Genomic DNA, 22,660 nt, shown 5'->3' on the forward strand with positions numbered 1-22,660 from the left:
CTCGCTTATGTCAGACACCTCGTCAACGCTGGACCTTTGATGGTGTCTAAGGTAAGTTTTCTCAAAATCTGAGGTGATTATGTCCGTGCGCCCTTTTGATATCGTGATTCAAGGAGCTACCTGCCTTCTCCCCAACCCGACTGGAACTGGTCTTATCGAGCAACAGGCCGACATCGCTATTCAAGATGGCCGCATCGCTAAAATTCATGCAAATATCTCAGAACCCGCACAGAGAGTGATTAAGGCCCATGGACATCATGTCCTTCCTGGGGTGATCGACAGCCAAGTTCACTTTCGTGAACCTGGATTGACTCATAAAGAAGATCTCGAAACGGGAACGCGAGCTGCGGTTTTAGGCGGAGTCACTTCCATCTTTGAAATGCCGAACACGAACCCTGCGACTTCGACTCGCGAGGCTTTTTTTGATAAACTAGAACGCGCAAAAGGTCGGGCTCATTGTAACTATGCCTTCTTTGTTGGCGCCGGACATGACAATGTGGCGACTCTGCCAGACCTTGAAACTCTTCCCCACTGTTCAGGGATTAAAATCTTTATGGGATCCTCGACTGGCACGTTGCTAGTCGAAGACGATGAAACGCTCGAGAAAATTTTAAAACAAGGCCGACGCCGCGTGATCATTCACTCCGAAGACGAAATTCGTTTGCGCGAAAGAAAACATATCGCAACCGAAGCCGCCGATCCGCATGCCCATCCTGTATGGCGTGATGTGGAAACTGCTGTTTCTTCAACAACTCGCCTGTTGCGTATTGCGCGTAAAACCGGCCGCCCTGTTCACGTGTTGCATGTTTCCACTGGCGAAGAGATGGATATCTTAAAAGACGCCAAAGACATTGCGACGGTTGAGGTTTTGCCTCAGCATTTAACTTTGTTTGCGCCTGATTGTTACGATCAATTGGGAACTTATGCGCAACAAAATCCGCCGATTCGTGAAAAACGTCATATGGATCGCATTTGGCAGGCGTTACTGGACGGAACTGTGGATGTGATTGGTTCCGATCATGCTCCTCACACGCGTGAAGAAAAAGATCGTCCTTATCCTGCAAGTCCTTCAGGAGTTCCAGGCGTGCAAACGTTGGTGCCGTTGATGCTGGATCATGTGAACAATGGAAAATTGTCGCTTACTAAATTTGTTGAGCTGGTGACGATGAATCCTGTTCGTGTGTTTGGGGTTGAGAATAAAGGTTTCTTACGCGAAGGCTACGATGCCGACATCACAATTGTAGATATGAAGGCTGAGCGCACGATTGATAATTCTTGGATTGCAAGTCGCTGCGGATGGACTCCGTTCCATGGTCGCAAAGTCAAAGGCTGGCCGACACATACAATCGTTGGCGGCAACGTGGTGATGGAAAACGACAAAGTTGTTTTACCATCAACTGGCAAGCCTGTGAATTTTAAAGGAACCAAGCATGAGTAATCCAAAAAGACAGATGGGAGCTTTGTTTTTCGCGGGCCTCCTGCCTGTTATCGCCTTTACTTTGATTGAAGAATACTACGGGACTGTCGCGGGTTTGATTGCCGGGATGGTTTTTGGTGTCGGCGAAATTACTTATGAGTTAGTGAAGCACAAGAAAGTCCAAAAGATCACTTGGATTGGGAATGGATTATTGCTGGTTCTGGGTGGTGTGTCTTTGATTTCTTCGGAAGGCATTTGGTTTAAGTTGCAGCCCGCATTGATGGAAGCCGCTTTGGTTGTTGCGATGTGGGGATCTTTGCTTGTGAAGAAACCGTTGCTTGTGGTTTTAGCCGAACAACAAGGTCAGAAATTTCCTGATGCGATCAAAGCTAAAATGTCGGGTGTGACTTTCCGAGTGGGATTGTTTTTCTTAGCGCACACAGGACTTGCGGTTTGGGCAGCGTTTGCTTGGAGTACGACCGCATGGGCTTTGCTAAAAGGTATCGGCCTGACTGTTAGTTTTGTTTTGTACCTGATTTTGGAAGTTATCTTCTTAAGAAAATCTATTTCTGCTCAAGCTCTTCAACAAATGCAGCAAGAGCTCACGGATGGTCACACTCTCATTTCTCCAGAGAGCAGCTGCAAAACTACTTCCCGGTAAAATTAGGAGCTTTTTTCTCTCTCATTGCAGCAAGAGCTGTGAAGTGATCTTCGGTTCTTTGTGTGATGCCTTGGTAGGCCGCGGCCACGTCCAAAATCGTTTGAAGATCATTTGAGTAAGCCATCTTCATGGTTTTTTTCGTCATCTGTACAGCGACTGGTGCGTTGTTGGCGATTTTATCAGCGAGCTTTTGTGTTTCTGCGCGCAGATCACTTTCACCGACGAAGTAATTCATCAAACCAAATTTGTAGGCTTCTTCCCCTGCTAAGATATCTCCAGTAAGAGACATCTGCATCGCCTTACTAAATCCGACAACACGTTGAAGGAAGTAACTGCCACCATCACCCGGAACAAGTCCGAGCTTCACAAAAGTTTCGCCGAACTTTGCTTTCGCCGACCCAATTCGCAAATCACACATCATCGCCAGATCACAACCCGCACCAATTGCTGGCCCGTTCACCATCGCAATCACTGGAGTTGATAAACTTTCAATCACGATTGGAATTTGTTGGATCCCGTGCATATAGCGCATGCGCAGCTCGTTGGATTCACCGTGAAACATTCCGGTTTTGTGTTCCATGGCTTTGATATCGCCACCGGCACAGAACGAAGTGCCTTCGCCCGTGATGATTATCACGCGGACGTCACTGTCGAAATCAGCGTATTTGAGAACTTGAGTCAGAGAAGAAATCATCTCTAACGAAATCGCATTACTTTGTTCCGCATTGTCCAGTGTCACCCACAATTGATGCTTGTCGAGGTTCACTTTTAAATGCGGATAAATTTGCGAATAGAAAGACATTTTACACCTTAGGGAACAGACCCGAGCGTGTGCGGATCAGTTTTTTAATCCAAGTGCCAAAACTGTCTTCAGGACCTGGCAAACGTTCACGCACGATCAAACCTTTTTTATGCAGGCGATACATTAGTTTTTTCATAGCTGCAGATGTCTCTGGAGTATGATTGTAACGAACGCCATAACCGCCTGGAGTTTTATAAACGACGTTTCCTGTTACTTTATAGGAAACACCCTCATACTCCCAAGTTAATTCCAAAGTTTGCGCTTCTTCCAAAGGCTCTGGGAAAGTCATGAACAGACCACCGTAAGAAATATTCTTCACGTATGCTGACACAGCTTTGTTAACGATCACGTTATGATCGAAGTTATAACGAGGAGCTGCTTCCCACCAACGAAGGCGCGGATCGAAGTAGACTTTTTTTACCGACGGCACAACAAAGTACGCCACTGCCAAAAGATCGGCGACAATCACAAACACCAAGAATGCGAAAGTCATCCAGGTCATATACGACCAGAAGCTATAAAGATTGGAGATAAAGATAATTCCCAAACAAACGATGTACGCCCAATAACTCCAACGGCGACACATATAAATGAACAACCCGGCGAGTGGTGGCACTAAGATGTAAATTAAAAACAAAGATTTTGGCAAAACTTCGGACCAAAACTGCCACTGCATCGGCAATGTGCGACCGGATCGAAGTGCATTGAGAACAAGATTCCCAAATGGTGCTAGAACGTGAAGGAGTGCAAGAATGACTATCGCCCAGGGCTTTCTTTTCATATGTGAGTTATATGATATGGAAGGCTAAGCTTTGGCACAACAAAAAAGAAAAGGCCCCTTGCGGAGCCTTTTTCTTATGTTTCCTTTTTCTTCAACAGACTACTGTTTGCAGAACGGAAGGTCAGGTTTGATTTGGCAGATGATTTGGCAGATCGCTGGATCTCCAAGTGGGCAATCGCCAGGTTGACCTGGATCTTGTGGTGGTGGTTGACCTGGGTTACCGCCTGGTGGGTTACCTGCAGATTTACGACCTACATTGAAGTTCAAAGATGAAGCTGTTTTACCATCAGCATCTGTCACTGTGATAGTTGTCGAACCGTTTGCAACCGCAGTGAAAGTTCCGTTGTCCGCAATCGTACCAACTGAAGAGTTAGAAGAAGCGAATTTGAATGGAGCTTTACCATGAAGTGCAGAAACTGCGATTGTTTCGCCCGCACCTACTGTCGCAGCAGCTGGAACAACAACCATTTTCTTAGAGATAACAGCATCAACTGCTTCGAAAGCGTCAACACGGCAGTTACATGCAGTTTCGATAGAAACTTTAGCACCTGTCGTTTGAAGGATCGCACGCACTTGCGCACCAGTAAGTGAAGGATCTTGAGCTTTCATCAAAGCTACTAGACCAGACACAAGCGGAGTTGCCATTGAAGTACCAGAAAGGTTTCCGTACTTATTGTTTGGCAATGTGCTCATGATGTTTTCACCCGGAGAAGATACGTGAACAGTTGCTGTTCCGTAGTTTGACCAAGATGGTTTTGCATCAGAAGCGCCAGAAGCCGCAACTGTGATTGAGTTCGGGAATCCGTTGTTCGCTGGATACATTTCAGTTGTATCGTTGTTTTTACCATCATTCGCAGCAGCTGCGATGAAGATAACACCTTTGTCGTCAGCACGTTTGATTGCTTCCAACAATGGAGCTGCTGTTGAACGAGGAACCGCTGCACCCCAAGAAGCTGAGATGATTTGCGCGCCTTTTTCTACAGCGTAGTCGATCGCTTTAATTGCATTATTTAGGTCACCAGAACCTCTTTCGTCCAAGAAACGAAGTGGCATCAAAGTAACTTCAGGAGACAAACCGATAGTACCACCATCGATCAAACCAGTTGCACCAACTGCACCTGCACAGTGAGTACCGTGACCAGGGTTTTGGAAACCAGTTTTATCCATTGGATCAGCATCGTTTTCAGCGAAGTCATAACCCGCCATCATGTTTGGAGCCAATGCTGGATGTTTGTAGTCAACACCAGTGTCGATAACAGCTACGATCACGTTGCGGCTACCTTTGTTACCAGCGCGTTGCCATGCTTTTTCAGCTTGAACTTTCGCGATAGCCCATTGGTCCTTCAAAGCAGCTGCATCAACTGGAGCTGTGAAAGCTTTCAATTTAAAGTTTGGAACAACGTACTCAACACCTGGTTGAGAAAGAAGAGCAGCAAGAGCACGAGCTTCTTGAGCTTTTACGATGTCGACTTTTACTAGTTGCGCAGTTTCATTGTGGTCCGTCGCTTGGATCGCAGAAACTGACATAGTAGTCATTCTTGTGAGCATGTTAAGTGCGCTCGTGTTCGTGTACTTCACTAGGTATTCACCTGCGAAAGCTTGCGAACCGAACATCATTGCACCCAATAATAATGCACGTTTCATAATTAAACCCCCTCCGTGGTGAAAAAAATCAAATCAGATTTGATCCACAATGAGTAGGAAAATCTTAAACAAATCTTAAAATTCATGACACGTGTGATCGAAAGTTGAACCCACTCCCCTTCTTTTCAACAATGTCGCCGAGGAGAAAAAGCTATATGACATACTTGCACGCAATCATCTTAGGAATCGTCGAAGGCATCACAGAGTTCCTGCCGATCTCCTCAACAGGACACATGATTATCGCTTCATCAATGATGGGGATTGAAGACAATTCTTTTACCAAAGCCTTTGAAGTTATCATTCAGTTTGGTGCGATTCTGTCTGTATTAGTGTTGTACTGGAAACGCTTTCTTCCCGAATGGAGTTTCTATAAAAAGCTCTTCATCGCCTTCCTGCCAACTGCCATCATCGGCTTTGTCGCCAAAGACCTTGTCGAGCATTTATTGGGAAGCGTTCAGGTTGTGGCGTGGTCTCTTATATTAGGTGGAATTATTTTAGTTTGGTCGGATCGCATTTTCGCTCCATTAACATCCACTGGCCGCAAAACTTCGGATTTAACAAATAAAGACGCGGTGAAGCTTGGACTGTTCCAATCCATCGCCATGATTCCCGGTGTGTCCCGCTCAGGGGCGACCATTATGGGAGCATTGACACTTGGCATGAACAAAAAGGAAGCAGCTGAATTTTCATTTTTCCTCGCTGTGCCAACGATGGCGGCGGCAACTTTATATAAGTTGTTGAAGATTTATAAAACAATTGAGCCTGGACAATGGAGCGTGTTGGCAGTGGGTTCTCTTGTTGCTTTTGTAGTTGCGATTATCGCGATTAAATTTTTCATTGGCGTTGTGAGCAAGTACGGCTTTAGAGGTTTTGGCTATTACCGTATTTTGGTAGGTGTCATTATATTAGTGATGCTTTATAGTGGCCACGAATTGCAACTTATGTAGTGAGAGGCACGCGAGATGGCAGCAACTGAATCAGCAATTGAAAAACTTTGGTTTGAAAAATTAGACTTCCTTTCAGAGGACATGATTGCCGTCCTTAAGTATCAAGTTATTTTGATCGCGAATTGGAAATGGATTGTTTTGGTGACCGGACTTGTTCTGGGTCTTTTGATTCGTCCCCTGATCCAATGGGTTCTTAAGAAAATCAAAGAACACAATTTGATCGCTAAAAAATATCCAAAGAGCTTTTGGGCTTATTTACTGGCGTTGCAGATTGAACGCCCGCTTTCGTGGTTGTTGCTCACGAGCTTATGGTTTGCCGTCGGTCACGCTGCGGACTTGCCGGAAAAGTTTCACACAGGCTACGACAATTTCGTTCGTGCGTTTTTGGCGTTCCATTTGATTCGTTTGCTTTATTATGTGGTCGATGCGATCGGCAGTGTGTTTTCTGATTACGCGGCAAAAACTGAGAGCACGATGGATGATCAGTTGGCACCGTTTGCAACTAAGACGATGAAGGTTTTGGTTGTTGTTCTGGGTTTGCTGATTGTTTTACAAAGCTTTGGTTTAAACGTAATGTCGCTTCTTGCCGGTCTGGGCCTGGGCGGTTTGGCCTTGGCGTTAGCAGCGCAAGATACGGCGGCGAATCTTTTTGGTTCGATCACGATCTTGCTGGATACACCATTCAAACTCGGCGACTGGGTCAAAGTAAAAGACATGGAAGGCACGGTTGAAGAAATCGGTTTCCGTTCAACTCGCATCCGCACGTTCTATAACTCCGTGATCACAATTCCTAACGCAATGATGGCCAAAGAAACAGTGGACAATATGGGAATGCGCCCATTCCGTCGTATCCGTCAAAACGTGGGGATTGCTTACGAAACTCCGCCAGAAAAAATCGAAGAATTCTGCGCACGCGTTCGCTACGCCATTCGCCAGGATGGTTTAGTAAATCCCGACACCGTCTCTGTGAACTTCAACAACTTCGCAGATTCAAGTTTGAATATCTTGATTAACTTCCACCTGCGCGCAGCCACAGGCCAAGAAGAGTTGGATCACCAAGAAAAAATCTTCGTGGACATTTTGAAAATCGGCAGCGAACTCGGAATCGACTTTGCTTACCCTACTCGCACGGTTTATCACCGCAACGTAGGCCCAGCCCAACTCACCTAAAAGGTGCCTGCTTCTTTTTTGGGTCTACACTGCGTTAGATCCCCACTCTCGAAAGAAGTGGGGTTTTGTTTTTCAACTCTCCGCGTTTCAAAAAGGTACGGCGTACCTCTTTGGCTTCCTGCTGGACCTTTGTCTTTTGGATTTCCAGACTTGGATTAGGTGGTTTGGAGTCCGAAGAGATAGATATGAAAAGCCAAATACAAGCTTTGAAAATCATCTCGGTGGCCGGAGCCTTTCTTGTCGGATTTTGGATTCCGCTTCGCTTGATCGGCTATGTTTTAAATCCGCAGCTTGAAGTACTCTTTGATCTTTTGGTTTCAGTCGTAGCGGGCATTAATGTTTATCTTTATTTTCAAAAGCCCGGAGTTAACTTCCGAGAACTGGCGTCTTGGAAGAGTTTGGGGCTTGTTTGCGATTTGATCTGCCTGCTTCCATTGTCGCTCGTGGCATTTGTATTCTTTGATACGACTGTCAGTGCTCTTTTGATTTTCAACCTACTGGCAGCTCGGCATGTTCGTCACGTCAAAGGAATTCTGGACAACTTTGGCCATCTTCAACCGATCACCTATCGCCTGGTTCCGATTTTTGTGATGATGCCGCTTTTACTGCATTTAATTGCCTGTGCCTGGATTTCCCTGGGCAGTGGCACGGCAGGCCCCGATCGCGATCAAATTTATGAGTACGTGAAGGCGATCTACTGGTCGTTCACAACTCTGACCACCGTAGGTTATGGCGATATTTCAGCAAAAACGATTCCGCAAATGCTTTTCACCTGCCTCGTACAAGTAACGGGTGTTGGCGTGTTTGGTTTTATCCTCAGCAACGTCGCCAGTCTTTTAGCACGTAAAGATGCGGCTCGCGAACATCACATGGACAACTTGGACAAAGTTGAAAACTTCATGCGTTCTCATCGCATCCCGACCGATACGCGTTCGCGAGTTCGATCGTATTATCACTATATGTGGCAACATAAAAAAGGCTATCGCGACCATTCGGCCTTGGAAGATTTGCCAAAGAAAATTCAGTCTGAATTATTTTTTCATATTAATAGACCCGTTCTGGAACAGGTGCCCTTCTTACAAGGGGCATCCCATGAACTAGTTGAAGATTTGATGAATGAACTTGAGTCCCACGTCTGTGTCCCAGGAGAGAAAATCTTTAAAGTTGGCGACCATGGTGATGCGATGTATTTCATTTACAAAGGCGGCATTGAGATTCTCTCTGAACAGGGGGACTCTCTGGCCCAACTGACCGAGGGCAGTTTCTTTGGGGAAATGGCTCTGCTCTTTGATGGTAAAAGAAATGCAACAGCCAAAGCCACACAGTTTTGTGATCTATATGTTCTTAAAAAAGCTTCGTTCGATCACGTTTGCAACAAATATCCTGAATTCCTCGAGCACGTTCATAACGTCGTTCAAACAAGAGCCTCGTAACGAGGCCTTGAGGTTTTAACACTAACCGCCTCGAACAACTTTATTCATTTCGCTTACGGCAGACTTCATCACAATGGCTTGATTCAAAATCTCTTGCACCGTAGCCGAGATTTCTTCTGCTGCAGCTGCGTTTGTTTGAATAGATTGATCCAACTGATTCATGGCCTTGCTGATCTGCTGAATTCCAGTTGATTGTTCGTCGCTCGCAGCAGAGATTTCTCCATTTAGCGAGCTGACTTTTTTGATTGAAGAAACAATTTCATTTAAATTGCGACTGGAAGATCCGGCTTTATCACTCCCGCGCTCAACCCGATCCACGGAATCAGAAATCAAAGACGTAATGTCTTTGGCAGCTTCAGCGGATTTTTGTGCCAGCGATCTGACAGCATCTGCCACAACAGCAAAACCTTTTCCGTGTTCCCCAGCTCGCGCGGCTTCCACGGAAGCATTCAAAGCCAGTAAATTGGTCTGAAAAGCCAAATCGTCAATCACACCCGTGATATCAGCAATTTTTTTGGAAGAATCCGAAATTTCTCCCATCGCACCTAAGAGAGCTGACATCTCGACGTTCCCAACTTCAGCGCTTTTACTTGAACTTCCCGAAAGAACCGCCGCTTCTTTTGCATGGCTTGCACTCAATTTTACCATGGAACTCATCTCCTCAAGACTTGCCACGGTTTCTTCGATAGAAGCTGCCGATTCAGTTGATGATTGGGCCAGATTTTTGCCGGCGCGACTGAGTTGATCGATCGCTCCCGTTACAACGCTTTCAGCTTGCTCAAGTTTTTGCGTAAGATGCGTAAATCGAGTCGCGATACGACGGGACACCGTAAAAACGGCAAGACACATAACGATCAAACACGCAGCAAAAATGCAGAGTTGCTTGATCAGCAAATTGTAAGCACCCGCTCGCACAGTAGCCATTGGAGTTGTAATCAGCACTGCCCAATTTTCACCTGACATCGCAATTTTCACCGGGACAATAATCGTTAATGCTTCAGCTTTAAGATTCTCATCAAAACCTTTTTGCAGAAGCGCACGTCCCTCGCTCAAAGCTTTTTTAAATTCTTCTTCAGCAAATGACAGAACGACAGGTTTTCCGACCATCGAAGCCTCAGGATTCGTCACATAGTTAAATCGGCTTGATACCAAATAAGCTTGCGACGTTGAGAAGGGCTTTACCTCGGAAATTTTCTTAACGAGATCATCTAAAAGAATATCGATACCAACAACCCCAGCCAACGTTCCATCTTTTTTAAAATCAGGAATCGCAGCAGAAGACATAAAAAGTTTCTTTCCGTCGACGGTATCATAGTAGGGCTCGGTCAAGACGGCTTTGCCTGCTCGCTTCGGAGCAAGATAGAACTCGCCATCATATGAAGTACTATTTTCCCAAGAAATGCCATCATCGTTCACACTGCGATGCCAGTAAGGACCAAAGCCCCCTGTTTTTTCATAACCTGGAGTTTTGAAATACTCTGCATCTTTGCCATCGAAGGCATTAACCTCATACGTGGCCCAAGTTCCAAAAACTCCAGGCACTTGCATCAGCATTGTTTTTAAAACTTCATTTACCTTGTGGCGATCATGGCCACCGTTTTGCCGGGTACTTGATAGGTAGGCTTTGAGTTGGATCGCAACCATTAATTGCGTATCGAGATCGGCCTTGATTGCATTGGCGAATGCTTCTGCCGATTTCATAAGCTTCACATCCGCATCCTCTTCCGCAGTTTTGAAACTACTCGAAGCAGAGAAGTAGGTCAAAAGCCCCAAGGCAATAGCTGTAATAGATAAGATAGGCAGCGCGATCTTTGCTTTAAGTGAAAGTTCTCTTTGCATGATATTGAGCATACGGGATTTGTTTGTAGCACTAAGAGAAAATAATGAATTCAACCCGGTTTGGATCAATGTCCTCGACGTTTGATGGGCTTTATAGGTTTCAATGAAACATACTTAAGTGATGTTCATATCTAGACGCCATAAGTGGCGGCCCCCCTTTTGGAGGCCACTTTCATTTATTTTTCAGGTGCGCCGTTTTGAACCCATTGCAAGAGTGAGTTGTATTGATCAGCTGTTAACTTCGCTCCTGAAGTTGGCATGGCTCCGCTTTTCGTGACGACATAGATGCGACTGCTTGTTGGTGTTGTTTTATTAATCGCATTTGTTTTCGTCGCTCCTGCATAAGTATCAAGTGCAACGCCGGCTTTGGCACTCGCTCCTGTATGACAGGATAAACACTTCGGTTGGAAGATGCTTGCACGAAGACTTGTGTAAGTTACCGGCGCAGGAGTTGGCGTCGGACTTGGAGTCGGACTTGGCGTTGGTGACGGTGTTGGGCTCGGTGATGGACTTGGTGTTGGTGTAGGGGACGGACTTGGAGACGGAGTCGGCGTTGGGCTCGGAGTTGGAGATGGTGATGGCGTTGGGCTTGGACCCGGTGAAGGTGTCGGTGTCGAACCGTTATCTCCGGCAATCCAGCGGCGCAAAATTTCTTTATCAGATTGGGAAACTCCACCGCCGGGAGGCATTTGATCAGTTTGAATCACTGTATATATGAAGGACGCGTTTGCATTCCCAGGCACCAACATTCCCGTTGTAAGAAGATGGTCGGTATCGGTTAAGTTATAGACATTCGCGGGGCCTGCAGTCTCAGTATGACAACCGGTGCAGTTCTGTTCGATGATGGCCATGGCCTGTGGTTCCAGCGAAGGATTTAAGAGAGATGCTGAATCATTCTCTCCTGCGACTTCAGAGCCTATTCCTACAAGGCCCATTGGATAACTACAAGACGTGAGGACTACTACTGATGAAATTGAGACGATGAGTGTTTTCATACTCTCTTGCAAAAGCAAGAGTTGAGCCGATGCTCATAACAAATTTAGCCCCCAGAAACTTCTTAAAAAGTGTTGAAAACATCGCTGTTGAAGATTCTTTTTACGAGCTCTTTATGATTCTCGCTTTGGGTTGTTCCACAAAGTTTTGGCAACAACTTGCCGACAGTAGAAAGATCCCCGATCTCCTTAGATTTTTTTAAGAGCGTGGAGAATACGATCCAAAGAACCTAAAAAATTCGAACGCGCTTTTTTATCCATGGGCGCAGGTCCGCCGCGCATTTCTCCCATATGTCGTAAGTTCTGCATCAATTCGCGATTCGCCACTGACATGCCGATGTTGTCTTCATCGTATTCAACACCTTTGTGATTTAAAACGCGCGTTCCTTTTTTCACGCATCGCTCGGCTAATAAAATATCAGCCGTCACAACAAGATCTTTTGGTGTCACCTGCTCAACGATCCAATCATCAGCGGCATCAAAGCCTGATGAAACGACTTTCATCTCAAACAAAGCGTTAAAAGGAATCGACATCGCTTTGTTCGCGACCAAAATCACTTTGATTTGAAAACGTTCAGCGACTTTATAAATTTCATCTTTGACCGGACACCCGTCGGCATCGACATATATCATGAGACGATTCTGCCATACTGGGAAGGTTCCTGGTACTTATTTAGGAAGCGGTGCTTCTCCGCTACGGAGAAGCCTTGCGGCAAAAAGAAAAACCCCACATCTTTCGAGGTGGGGTTTGATTTTTTACGCGGTGTAGACTCAAAAAAGAAGCAGGAACCTTTTATTTCTTTTTCTTTTTTGTTGAGGCTTCTTTTTTTGCTGGGGCTGTTTTTGGGAGACCTGCTGCTTCTCTTCTGATTTGTTCAGATTCTAGCTTCATCTTTTCAGTCTCAGCTTCTGCCTGAGCGGTATCGCGTTTGATACCAGTCTCTTCAGCTTTATTTTTTGCGTTATCGTGGGACTCCTCCAGGCGAATACGCTCTTGTTTTGCTTTTTCAGCTTCTTCGTTCAAAGACTTCAACTCAGCTTCCGCCTTTGTCGTTTGTGCTTCGAACTCTGCGATGCCTTTTTTGTAACGAGCGATATCAAGATTCGCACCGGCGATTTCTTTTTTCAATTCGCCTTTGTTTTTCTCAAGTTCTTGACGAGCTTTTGCAGCTGCTTGTCTTGCTTTTTCTTCTTGAGCTTTGATTTCGCCAACTTTTTTACGCTCTTGTTCTACTTCTTTAGCAGCTTGTTTTGTCGCTTCTAGAGAAGCTTTCAACTCTTCTTCTGCTTTTACGATAGCAGCTTGAGCGTGCTCGCCTTGAACTTTCAACTGTTGCATCTCTGCTTCAGCTTTTGCTTTTTCAGCATTTGCACGAGCGATCTCTTGTTTGGCTTTTGTTTCACGAGCTTTTGATTCAGCCAGTGCTTTTTGCGTCAAGAGTTTTGATTTCGCCAAGTTTTGCTCAGCCTTCATCGACTCCAACTTCGCAGCGTCAGCTTCTTTCGTTGCCTTTACGCCTTCTTCAGTTGCGGCTTGCGCTTGCTTGTCAGCTTCTTGAGCTTGTTTTGTTAGCTCTTTCGCTTTTTCTTCTAGTTGTTTTCTTTTGTTTTTAGCTTCGTCACGCAATGCTGCTGCTTTCGCAGTTTTCTCTTGCGCAGCTTTGATTTTCGCAGAAGAAGCAGCTTGCTCTCTTTCAGCAGCGGCCTGGCCTCTTTCGTGTTCTGCGACTTCCGCACGAAGTTTTGCGGATTCTCTTTCAGACTCAGCCGTTTCTTTTTTAGCTTCTGCTTCTAATGAACGAGCTTTGCTAATCGCAGCTTGTGCATCTGAGCGTTGCTTATCACGGCGTTTACGTTCCTCGTCGGCTCTTCTTTTAGCTTCTGCAGCGTCTGCTTTTGCCGATTCTGCGTCTGCTGTTGCCTCTTCAGCGTCGATGGCTGATGAATCTTGCGCGAGTGCTTTTTGATAAGGCACTCCTTGAGTCATAGCTGCTGCAATAAGAAGCATTCCAAGTCGTTTCAATTGCATGAGTCCTCTCCTTCAATGTTGAACAGCAATAAGGATAGAGGAATTTTAGGCAAAAAAAAAGCGACCAGGATTGGGGGGGAGGGGTCCTGGCCGCCATGGGGGGTTGCTTTACTACTAGAGCAAGCGAGGTGCCAACCCCAGAAACCTCACAAACATGCTTCAAATCGAAAAAAACAAGAGCTGATGTATCGACCTCTGTCGAGAAAATCGACATAAACTGACAATTGGCGCTCCTCCTCGGAACTTGAACTCGACATTAAGCTGGCGAGAGCGCTTCAAAAAAAGATTTTCGGGTTAACGTCGATTCTTTAAGAATCTAGACTTTTTGTGAGTTCGATTGTCTCAGTCGCAGACAAAACCACGAATGAATTGAACCCCAAGTGCTGGACTTGCTTCTCCTCCTGCTCGCTCTTTAGGCTAAAGAGATGAACTTGTTGCGCTTTGCTTTTGTTACTTTGACAACACTTGGATTTCTTTCCCCTGCTTCGGCCCTGCATATCATGCTGGATCCGGGCCATGGTGGTATTGATACAGGTGCTGTTTACGGTCCCGCCAAAGAAGCCGAGCTCGTTCTTACTGTCGCCAATCGCCTGAAAGCCCTACTCGAAAAAGATCCAAGTTTTCAAGTCAGCATCACGCGCACTCAAGATCGCAATATCAGTTTGCCGGAACGTGTGCGCTTAGCCGAAGCGAAAAAGGCAGACTTATTTGTCAGCATTCACGCCAACTCCGCCTCTGATATTCGCGCAAAGGGTGTTGAATTCTTCTTTCAAAATAATCTTCCTCCTGACGAAGAAAGTTTGTTTTTAGCAAGCCAAGAAAACCAAGCCATGATCACAAGTCACGAGATGCACGAAGTCTCGGGTGGCGATGAAGTTTCTAAAAAAGGTGATGTGGCTGCGATCGTTGAAGACTTGCGTCGTCAAAACAGAATGCTTTCCAGTTTACGCCTCACACAAACTCTCACCAACGTGTGGGAAACTGATGCATCTGCCGCGTCCTCGACGATCAAGCAAGCGCCGTTTTATGTGATATCTAAGACCTCAATGCCCTCAGTATTGATTGAGATTGGATTCCTCACAAATCCTCGCGAAGTGAAGAAGCTTCTGAATAAGGATTATCAAGGCGATTTGGCTCAAAAAATATACAAGGCCCTCGTGTCATATAAAGAAAAAGTGGACAATAGCGCAGCTAAGACCTTAAATTGAACCCTTCAGTCCCGAAGGAGTTTCTATGCGCGTCGATGGCCGTCTTTTCGATCAATTACGTAACGTTAAAATCACACCGAATGTTTCTGAATACGCAGAAGGTTCAGCACTTGTTGAATTCGGTCGTACCAAAGTTCTTTGCACAGCAACTTACGAAGCAAAAGCTCCGCAATGGCTGGTGGGTACTGGCGCCGGTTGGGTGACTGCTGAATATGGCATGCTCCCAAGATCAACGCACACTCGCATGAAACGCGAAAAAACCATGACTGGTGGTCGCACTCAAGAAATCTCTCGCTTGATTGGTCGTTCACTTCGTGCGGCTGTTGATTTGAAAAAACTCGGCGAAAAACAAATCATGATCGACTGTGATGTTTTGAATGCAGACGGCGGAACTCGCACAGCGGCTGTGACTGGCGGCTATGTCGCTCTTGCTTTGGCCGTTAAAAAATTATTGGACGTAAGTGAAATCAAACAAAATCCGTTGGTGCATTATGTTTCGGCGATCAGCGTGGGTTTACATGAAGGTCGTCCTCTTTTGGATTTGAATTATGACGAAGATTCTTCGATTCACACAGACATGAACTTTGTGATGACAGAAGATGGAAACTTCGTAGAAGTGCAAGGCACCGCGGAACAAGCGCCGTTTTCTCGTCAGCAATTGCTTGCGATGATGGATGTGGCGGAAAAAGGTTGCCGTGAATTATTCATTCACCAAGCTTCGATCACTGGCGAAATTTATCGTTTGGCAGGCAAATAATGTTTAACGAATTCTGGGTTGCCACCGGCAACAAAGGCAAACTCACTGAATACAAAATGCTTTTGGAAAAAGAATTTCCAGACATGAAGATTCATCATCAAGGAGAACTTCCAACGTTCTCTCCCCGCCCTGAAGACGGAAAAACTTTTGAAGACAACGCTCGTATCAAAGCGCGCACTTTAAAAGCAGTGAAACAAGGCGTGTGGGTTTTAGGTGAAGACTCCGGCCTAGAAGTCGAAGGCATGAACAACCTTCCTGGTATTCATTCCGCTCGTTATGCAGGCCCCAAAGCTTCTGACAGCGAAAACGTCGCCAAGCTTTTAAAAATGATGGCGCTTAAGCCTCTTAAAAACCGCAACGCGCGTTTTTATTGTTCAACTGTAGTCTTCACACCTTCTGGCGAAGAATGGGTTGTCACGGGCGAAATGAAAGGCACGATCGCACTAAAACCTGCTGGATTGCATGGTTTTGGTTACGATCCGGTGTTCATCCCTGAAGGACAAACACAAACTCTTGCCGAATTGGGTGCAGGATATAAGAATCAACACTCTCACCGCGCTAATGCTTTACGTGCGCTGATTGAAAAAATGAAAGCTCTTTAAAAGGAGATTGAGCCATGCCAAAGAACTACAATTTTCGGAAGTATCAGCCCTTAAATCTCCGAATCTGGCACTGGCTCAACGCTCTCGTCATACTGGGTCTCTTGGGGACCGTCCTTTTACGTAAAACTTTTTTAAGCTGGCGCAGTAACGCCAAACTTATCGAGGAACGTATTTCAGCAACGGGCGCCACAATCACTCCTGAAGTTGCTGGCAAGATCGCTAAAGAAATGCGCGATAATATGTGGGATTGGCATGTGTACTTGGGCTTTGCTCTTGGTGCACTTCTCATTTATCGCGTGATTGTGTATTTCAAAAACCGCAAAATGATCTTAGCGCCCTCTGTCTCTTCAAAATCCTCCCCTCCTTCTCGCGTATGGCACTACAACCTTGTCAAAACAAGCTATGCGTTTTTCTACTTGGCCGTTTTGTTTATGGTTATCACCGGACTTATATTAAATTTTGAAGAAAGCCTTCACCTCGGAGAAGGACTTGAAGACCTCATCAAAGAAGCCCACGAACTGATGCAGTGGTTCTTTATCGTCTTTGTGGTGGGCCATATCGCAGGTGTCGTGATCGCAGAAAATCAAAAAGACCGCGGTCTGGTGTCTGATATGATCAACGGTGGCGACAAACCCTCCTAGCTTTTCATTGCCATACGAGCACATGCTGTCTCAATTTGAGACAGCATCCCATCACTCTATATTAGATAAAATCTGCCAAAACCTACGATCTCTTCAAGTTGGCAATGCTTTTGCTCTCTACCTTTGCGAAGGCAGAAAACCCCGTATTTCTGCCAAAAAAGTTACGATTTTGGGCACTATCACCCCTGTGGTGACTAAAGGCTCGACAAAGAGGAGACGAACCATGAAATCAGCAAAGCTTTTCGGTACAACCGCACTTGCGTGCTTATTTGTAGTTGCCTGCGCAAAATCAAACAAAGAAGAAGCAGCTCGCTTAGCAAAAGGCCAAGGCGGCGGCGATGGTTCGACAGTAACTGACACGATCAACGAACGCGGAACTCGCGAGCCTCTTAAAATTGATCTGACTAAAGAAGACTATAAAGGTGACAAAGTCACTTTGACTGCGAAAGACCCAAAAAACACAGGTCTGATTAAAATCAGCGGCAAAGATGCCCAAGCTATCTTTGATCGCATGCGCTTAAAAGAAGAATCTGGCTCAGCTGATGTTGTCGCTGGCAAACAATTGGTTTCTAAAAAAGGTAAAGGCGTAGAATGCCGCTCACTTGTCGGTGGAACTGATTCAGCAGAGTGCTATATCTATATCGACTACAAAACAGGAAACCTTCTTGCTGAAAGAGCTGAAATCAAAGTTGATGAACAAGCAAAAGAAATCACCGAAGGCTTCAACGGAACAGATCTATCTATCGTCGTAGGTTCTTCAGAGCAATCTGCTCTTCTTAAAATCAACGGTGTGGATGCTCAAGCGATTTACCAAACATTGACTGCAACTGAAACGCAAATTGGTTCTGATGGCAGCTGGTATTCGGCTAAGGAAAAACTGGGTGGCGTCTTAAACTGTTCTGTGACGTCAGTTACAGGAACAGAGACAGTTAAAGCCAATCAAGAATATCTGTGCAGTGTTCGCATGAACCCAATTGATGGCACAGTAAAATCAGCAGAAACAAACGCGATTAAAAAAGGTGAAAAAACAACTGAGACAAAGACTGAAGAGAAAAAAGAAGAAGCTGACGACGAAGGCGAAGCTCCAGCTGCTCCTGCAGAAGCAGCTGCAAAAAGAACAAAAGCTTAATCTTTTCATCTCAGAAGGTGGGTTTGCATGAAAGCCTTGAATTGGTCTTCATTAGTTGGTCTCTCAATCGCAACCCTCCTCGCACCCAAAGCGGCGTGGTCACTTGAATACAAAGTCACCACGCAACTCTCTTCTTCGGAACGAACTCTCATTGCGAACTTTCTTGAAACAGCAAAAAAGACATTACCTCAAACAGTTCAAGGCTCTCTAAAAACCGTTAACGTCAGATTCGAAAAAATGCCCGGTGATGAGGTCGTCGGCCACGCAAGTCGTTTTTCATCTACGATCACTCTAAAAAAAGACATGATCAAAGATATCGCCGCCGGTGAAGCAGGCTCTCGAATTATCGAAGGGCGCGCTCACAAAACGGCTTACCGCGAAGCTCTTGCGACAGTTTTACATGAAACAATTCATCTTTACGATCTATTGAATAAACACACTCCCGAAGAGCAAGCTTGGATTCGTAAATGTAAACCGCAAATTTCTTCAGAAAAAGCCCAGCAAGCTATTGAAGACAAATTGCCTGCAATGTGCCGTTATTACAAAAACATGAACACCACGTTTTCAGGAAATCCTTACTTCTTGATGACCGCGGGTTTTATTTTGGATTTCAACGGCATGGTGGAACGCAGCCCAGATCCATACGAGCTTAAAAATCCACGCGAAAATTTAGCTGTGAACATGGAATACTTCCTCTTGGATCCGCAATACAAATGCCGTCGTCCAACCATGTACCGCATGCTTTCTCAACATTTCAAACACATCCCGTTTGAGAATGAAAACTGTGCCCGTGAACTCAGTTACGTTGTTCCTGCAAATGGTGCGCAACCTGCGCAAATGATGAAAATTGATCCAGCGAAAGTCTATCAAGTTCACTACTTGCTTGCTGACAAGGGTGAGGCCATGATGAGTGGTTGGGGTCATGCCATGATTCGTTTGGTGATCTGCGCTCCTAATCACGAGTTGGGTCCAACGTGCCTGACAGATCTTGATTCACATGTGGTTTTAAGTTACCGCGCCTTTGTTGATTCAATGGCGATCAACTCAATGGATGGATTGACTGGGAAGTACCCGTCTCGCCTGTTCATCATTCCTTTGCACCAAATTGTTGAAGAGTATGCAAAAGGTGAATTGCGTGCACTCAAGAGCATTCCTTTGAAACTTTCTCGTAAAGAAATTGAAGACGTGGTCACTCGTTCCGTCGAGTCGCATTGGTCTTACAACGGTAAGTACTACTTCGTTTCAAATAACTGTGCGACAGAGAGCATGAACTTGATTCGCAGTGCTTTGTTCTCTCCAGAGTTATTACCTATCGAAGTCAAATCTCCGATTGATCTGTATGCATCGTTGGTGCGCTCAGGTCGCGCAGATGATTCTGTTTTCGCAAATCGCAAAGAAGCTTTGAGCTTAAGTTACTACTTTGACTCTTTCGAAGAGCGCTTTAAAACAGCTTTTGCTTCGGTGAAAAAAAATCTGCACGTGAAGGAAGAAGACTTTAAAGCTTTCTTTGAACTGTCAGCGGCACAAAGAAGCAAATACTACCGCAAGCTCACGAAAGACACTCCAGATGCGTTGCAAACAGCTGCATGGGCCACAATTCTAGAAACGGCGATCCAAAAACGTTTGCAAAAACGTATCATGGGTGACGTGCAAAAAATTGCGTTCGAAGAATTGCAGGCGATGGAAAAACGCAAAGTGAAAACATCCGAAGCTAGCGGCAAAAAAGATGTTGTCGACTTGGCGAATGATTATATGGAACTCAGCAAGCTCTTTGCCAAACCGGCCCTTTTCCTTGCAGATGAAGACGGCTATGGGCTCCCTTTAAACCAGGAGTCTATCAATGCGGATACGAAAATCAAAACTGAGTCGGAGCGTGCCTCTCGGATTGAAAATTCAGCAAAGGCGACCGTCGAAAGCTTAATTTCCAAGAAAGACGAAGCCGAAATTAAAGCCGTCGGCGAAAATATGAAGACTTTAGGCGATTTGATTCGCTCCCTCTATAAATCCAGCTCAAAGTTGTAAGATTATCTGGGAGGTTTTGTCCTCCCGCCCCGGGTATATTGGGTTCAAGATCAAGTCGCGAGTTCTTCACGACTTAACCCCCTGCCCCTAACCCCCTCTATACCCCGATTCAAGCGAGCTGATCCCCCTCAGCTCGCTGCATTTTTCCCTTCATTGCAAAAATTAAAAAGAACCTTCTCGAGTCAAAAATCATGTGCTAGGGTCTTTCAAATCGCACTTTTAACTCAGGAGACTACGAGTGATGAAGGGCCTTAAGATCTTTACCGCTAATGCCAATCCCACCCTTGCAAAGAAAGTGGCTGAAGCAGCCGGTGTTGACCTCGGATTTTGTGAGGTGAGCACATTTGCCGATGGGGAAATTCAAGTTGAAATTCATGAAAGCGTTCGAGGACAGCACGTCTTTGTGGTGCAAAGTACCTGCCCTCCTGTGAACCAAAACTACATGGAGCTCTTTGTGATGCTCGATGCTCTAAGAAGAGCCTCAGCCGCTTCCATCACGGCCGTCATTCCGTACTACGGTTATGCCCGCCAAGATCGCAAAGTAGCACCACGCGCTCCGATCACTGCCAAATTGATGGCGGATCTGCTGACAACAGCTGGAGCCAACCGGGTAGTCTGCGTGGACCTCCACGCCGCCCAAATCCAAGGATTCTTCAATGTTCCAGTGGACCACTTGTTCGCGATTCCGACTTTAGCTCGCGCTTGGCGTGAAGCTCACGGCCAGGGATCTGAATTTGTTGCGGTGAGTCCAGATGCTGGCGGGGTTGAACGAACCCGTGCCTTTGCCAAACGTATCGAATCTTCGATGGCGATCATCGATAAACGCCGTTCCGGCCCGAACGAGGCAAAAGCTCTGCATCTTATCGGGGACGTCACTGGCAAAACGGCCGTGATCGTGGACGATATGATCGATACGGCAGGAACTCTTACACAAGCAGTTGACAGCCTCTACAAGAATGGGGCAAAACGTGTGTTCGCCGTTGCAACGCACCCCGTTTTATCGGGTCCTGCCATCAGCCGCCTGAAAGAAAGCCCTATCGAAAAAGTATGGGTTACGGATACGATCCCTCTTTCAGAGGCCGCAAAAAACTGCGGAAAAATCGAAGTGGTTTCTGTCGCTCCAGTGTTAGCTGAAGCAATCAAACGAATCCACGGAAATGATTCTGTAAGCAGTCTTTTTGACTAACGGCGCTTGAGCAGAAACACAATCCCGCAAGGGAATTTATTAACTCCATTCTATCGGACTAGAAGGAATATATTATGAAAAACAGAATCGAACTATCTGTTGAACCACGCGAAACTGGCAAACACAACAGCCGCACTCTTCGCACAAACCGTAAAGTACCAGCTGTAATCTACGGCGCGGTTACTCCAACTAACGTACACGTTTATGAAGGTGACATCGTAAAGTACAACACTCGTGCTTACGAGAATGCTCTTTTCAACTTGAAATCTTCTGACAAAAACGCGAACGGTAAAGTTGTTCTTATTAAGCAAGTTGACGTTCACCCATTGACTCGTCGTCCACAACACGTTGATTTCATCGCTTTGGATCTTTCTAAAACTGTACGCGTACACGTTGAAATCCGTCTTGAAGGTAAAGCTATCGGTCTTTCTGAAGGTGGCTTGTTGCAACAAGTTGCTCGTCAAGTTGAGATCGAGTGTTTGCCAACTGAAATCCCTGAATTCTTCACAGCTGACGTTTCGAACTTGGGCGTAGGCGATGCTCTTCACGTTTCTGACTTGAAAGTATCTGGCTCAGTTAAAATCATCACTGGTGCTGAACAAACTATCGCGGTTGTATCTGCTCAAGAAGAAGAAGTTGTTGCAACTCCAGCAGCAGCGGCTCCTGCAGCAGCAGCAGCTCCAGCGGCAGCAGCGAAAGCTCCAGCAGCTCCAGCGAAAAAATAAGGATTGCTCTCAACAGCGAATCTTTTCAAGAAAGCAGCTCCTCGGGGCTGCTTTTCTTTTTGAAGGAGAACGAAAATGTGGTTAGTCGTCGGCTTGGGTAATCCGGGCGGAGAATACAAACTCACTCGTCACAATATCGGATTTATGGCCGTGGATTATTTGCTCCAAGGTCTTGGCAATCCTCCTATCAAAAATCAATTTAAGGCCGAAATCGCGCAGGCGAAAATCGGTGATCACCAAGTTATTTTCTGCAAACCGCAAACATTCATGAATCTCTCTGGGGAATCTGTGCAACCGTTGATGGGTTTTTATAAAATCCCTCTTGATCACTTGATCGTGCTTCACGACGAGATTGACCAGCCCTTTGCTCAGATGAAAATTCAGAAAAACCGCGGGCACGGCGGCCATAACGGCATTAAAAGCATCTCAGGCCTTATGGGCTCTGCCGATTACATTCGTTTGCGTCTGGGCGTTGGTCGCCCTGCAAATCCTCAGCATAATGTGGCAGACTATGTACTCGGAAAATTCACGAAAGAAGAATTCGAGCAGATGCCAGATTTCTTGAATCGTGCGGGCGACGCGATTGAATCCATCATGAAGGACGGGATTCAAAAAGCTTCGACAAAATTTAACGGGTAAGCTACATTCTTCCCGAATAGCTGAACAGAAAAGGAT

General features: G+C 45.8%; 21 protein-coding genes. 14 read left to right on the forward strand and 7 right to left on the reverse strand.

Annotation, left to right across the window (positions count from 1 at the left end; genetic code table 11):
- Window positions 1–79 precede the first annotated feature (79 nt).
- Complete coding sequence (locus ACLWOR_RS16210) at window positions 80–1,438, forward strand: dihydroorotase (RefSeq protein WP_413941841.1); 1,359 nt, start codon at window positions 80–82, stop codon at window positions 1,436–1,438.
- The gene (locus tag ACLWOR_RS16215) at window positions 1,431–2,078 is read left to right on the forward strand and encodes an inner membrane-spanning protein YciB (protein ID WP_413941842.1); all 648 of its coding nucleotides are present in this window, start codon (window positions 1,431–1,433) and stop codon (window positions 2,076–2,078) included. The genes ACLWOR_RS16210 and ACLWOR_RS16215 overlap by 8 nt, the downstream gene beginning before the upstream one ends.
- Here ACLWOR_RS16215 and ACLWOR_RS16220 read toward each other — a convergent pair.
- The 3 genes from ACLWOR_RS16220 to ACLWOR_RS16230 form a co-directional block, all read right to left on the reverse strand.
- A complete protein-coding gene (locus ACLWOR_RS16220; protein ID WP_413941843.1) occupies window positions 2,065–2,880 on the reverse strand; it encodes an enoyl-CoA hydratase-related protein in 816 nt (271 codons plus the stop codon). The two genes, ACLWOR_RS16215 and ACLWOR_RS16220, sit on opposite strands and share 14 nt — an antisense overlap.
- 1 nt (window position 2,881) lies before the next feature.
- Window positions 2,882–3,661 (reverse strand): PilZ domain-containing protein, encoded by a 780-nt coding sequence (locus ACLWOR_RS16225; protein ID WP_413941844.1) that lies wholly within the window; start codon window positions 3,659–3,661, stop codon window positions 2,882–2,884.
- 99 nt (window positions 3,662–3,760) lie between these two features.
- A complete protein-coding gene (locus ACLWOR_RS16230; protein ID WP_413941845.1) occupies window positions 3,761–5,305 on the reverse strand; it encodes a S8 family serine peptidase in 1,545 nt (514 codons plus the stop codon).
- Window positions 5,306–5,460: 155 nt separating this feature from the next.
- On the opposite strand from ACLWOR_RS16230, the gene ACLWOR_RS16235 reads away from it, so the two are divergent.
- The 3 genes from ACLWOR_RS16235 to ACLWOR_RS16245 all read left to right on the forward strand — a co-directional run bounded on the left by ACLWOR_RS16235 (window position 5,461) and on the right by ACLWOR_RS16245 (window position 8,855).
- Window positions 5,461–6,252, forward strand: coding sequence for an undecaprenyl-diphosphate phosphatase (locus ACLWOR_RS16235; RefSeq protein ID WP_413941846.1), 792 nt, complete (start codon window positions 5,461–5,463; stop codon window positions 6,250–6,252).
- Window positions 6,253–6,267: 15 nt separating this feature from the next.
- The gene (locus tag ACLWOR_RS16240; protein WP_413941847.1) at window positions 6,268–7,422 is read left to right on the forward strand and encodes a mechanosensitive ion channel family protein; all 1,155 of its coding nucleotides are present in this window, start codon (window positions 6,268–6,270) and stop codon (window positions 7,420–7,422) included.
- A gap of 185 nt (window positions 7,423–7,607) precedes the next feature.
- On the forward strand, window positions 7,608–8,855 hold the full coding sequence (locus ACLWOR_RS16245) for a cyclic nucleotide-binding domain-containing protein (protein WP_413941848.1): 1,248 nt from the start codon (window positions 7,608–7,610) through the stop codon (window positions 8,853–8,855).
- Between the two features lie 21 nt (window positions 8,856–8,876).
- Here ACLWOR_RS16245 and ACLWOR_RS16250 read toward each other — a convergent pair whose 3' ends face one another.
- The 4 genes from ACLWOR_RS16250 to ACLWOR_RS16265 all read right to left on the reverse strand — a co-directional run bounded on the left by ACLWOR_RS16250 (window position 8,877) and on the right by ACLWOR_RS16265 (window position 13,715).
- Window positions 8,877–10,694, reverse strand: coding sequence for a methyl-accepting chemotaxis protein (locus ACLWOR_RS16250; RefSeq protein ID WP_413941849.1), 1,818 nt, complete (start codon window positions 10,692–10,694; stop codon window positions 8,877–8,879).
- Between the two features lie 176 nt (window positions 10,695–10,870).
- Window positions 10,871–11,689 (reverse strand): c-type cytochrome, encoded by an 819-nt coding sequence (locus ACLWOR_RS16255; RefSeq protein ID WP_413941850.1) that lies wholly within the window; start codon window positions 11,687–11,689, stop codon window positions 10,871–10,873.
- 186 nt (window positions 11,690–11,875) lie between these two features.
- Window positions 11,876–12,319 carry a YaiI/YqxD family protein gene (locus ACLWOR_RS16260; protein ID WP_413941851.1) on the reverse strand — a complete coding sequence of 148 codons (444 nt, stop codon included), beginning with the start codon at window positions 12,317–12,319 and terminating at the stop codon, window positions 11,876–11,878.
- Window positions 12,320–12,479: 160 nt separating this feature from the next.
- The gene (locus ACLWOR_RS16265) at window positions 12,480–13,715 is read right to left on the reverse strand and encodes a hypothetical protein (protein WP_413941852.1); all 1,236 of its coding nucleotides are present in this window, start codon (window positions 13,713–13,715) and stop codon (window positions 12,480–12,482) included.
- Between the two features lie 425 nt (window positions 13,716–14,140).
- Here ACLWOR_RS16265 and ACLWOR_RS16270 point away from each other — a divergent pair, with 425 nt between their 5' ends.
- The 9 genes from ACLWOR_RS16270 to pth all read left to right on the forward strand — a co-directional run bounded on the left by ACLWOR_RS16270 (window position 14,141) and on the right by pth (window position 22,624).
- On the forward strand, window positions 14,141–14,923 hold the full coding sequence (locus ACLWOR_RS16270; protein WP_413941853.1) for an N-acetylmuramoyl-L-alanine amidase family protein: 783 nt from the start codon (window positions 14,141–14,143) through the stop codon (window positions 14,921–14,923).
- A gap of 25 nt (window positions 14,924–14,948) precedes the next feature.
- Entirely contained in the window at window positions 14,949–15,680 is a 732-nt protein-coding gene (gene rph, locus ACLWOR_RS16275; RefSeq protein ID WP_413941854.1) for a ribonuclease PH, read from the forward strand.
- Window positions 15,680–16,282 (forward strand): RdgB/HAM1 family non-canonical purine NTP pyrophosphatase, encoded by a 603-nt coding sequence (gene rdgB, locus ACLWOR_RS16280; RefSeq protein ID WP_413941855.1) that lies wholly within the window; start codon window positions 15,680–15,682, stop codon window positions 16,280–16,282. The genes rph and rdgB overlap by 1 nt, the downstream gene beginning before the upstream one ends.
- A gap of 14 nt (window positions 16,283–16,296) precedes the next feature.
- On the forward strand, window positions 16,297–16,923 hold the full coding sequence (locus ACLWOR_RS16285) for a cytochrome b/b6 domain-containing protein (RefSeq protein WP_413941856.1): 627 nt from the start codon (window positions 16,297–16,299) through the stop codon (window positions 16,921–16,923).
- Between the two features lie 223 nt (window positions 16,924–17,146).
- Window positions 17,147–18,052, forward strand: coding sequence for a hypothetical protein (locus ACLWOR_RS16290; protein WP_413941857.1), 906 nt, complete (start codon window positions 17,147–17,149; stop codon window positions 18,050–18,052).
- 27 nt (window positions 18,053–18,079) lie between these two features.
- Complete coding sequence (locus ACLWOR_RS16295; protein ID WP_413941858.1) at window positions 18,080–20,074, forward strand: DUF4105 domain-containing protein; 1,995 nt, start codon at window positions 18,080–18,082, stop codon at window positions 20,072–20,074.
- 241 nt (window positions 20,075–20,315) lie between these two features.
- Window positions 20,316–21,260, forward strand: a complete 945-nt coding sequence (locus tag ACLWOR_RS16300; protein WP_413941859.1) for a ribose-phosphate diphosphokinase — start codon at window positions 20,316–20,318, stop codon at window positions 21,258–21,260.
- A gap of 74 nt (window positions 21,261–21,334) precedes the next feature.
- The gene (locus ACLWOR_RS16305; protein ID WP_413941860.1) at window positions 21,335–21,985 is read left to right on the forward strand and encodes a 50S ribosomal protein L25; all 651 of its coding nucleotides are present in this window, start codon (window positions 21,335–21,337) and stop codon (window positions 21,983–21,985) included.
- Window positions 21,986–22,060: 75 nt separating this feature from the next.
- Complete coding sequence (pth, locus tag ACLWOR_RS16310; RefSeq protein ID WP_413941861.1) at window positions 22,061–22,624, forward strand: aminoacyl-tRNA hydrolase; 564 nt, start codon at window positions 22,061–22,063, stop codon at window positions 22,622–22,624.
- Window positions 22,625–22,660: the final 36 nt, after the last annotated feature.

Source organism: Bdellovibrio sp. HCB2-146, from assembly GCF_047345725.1.
Lineage (GTDB): Bacteria > Bdellovibrionota > Bdellovibrionia > Bdellovibrionales > Bdellovibrionaceae > Bdellovibrio.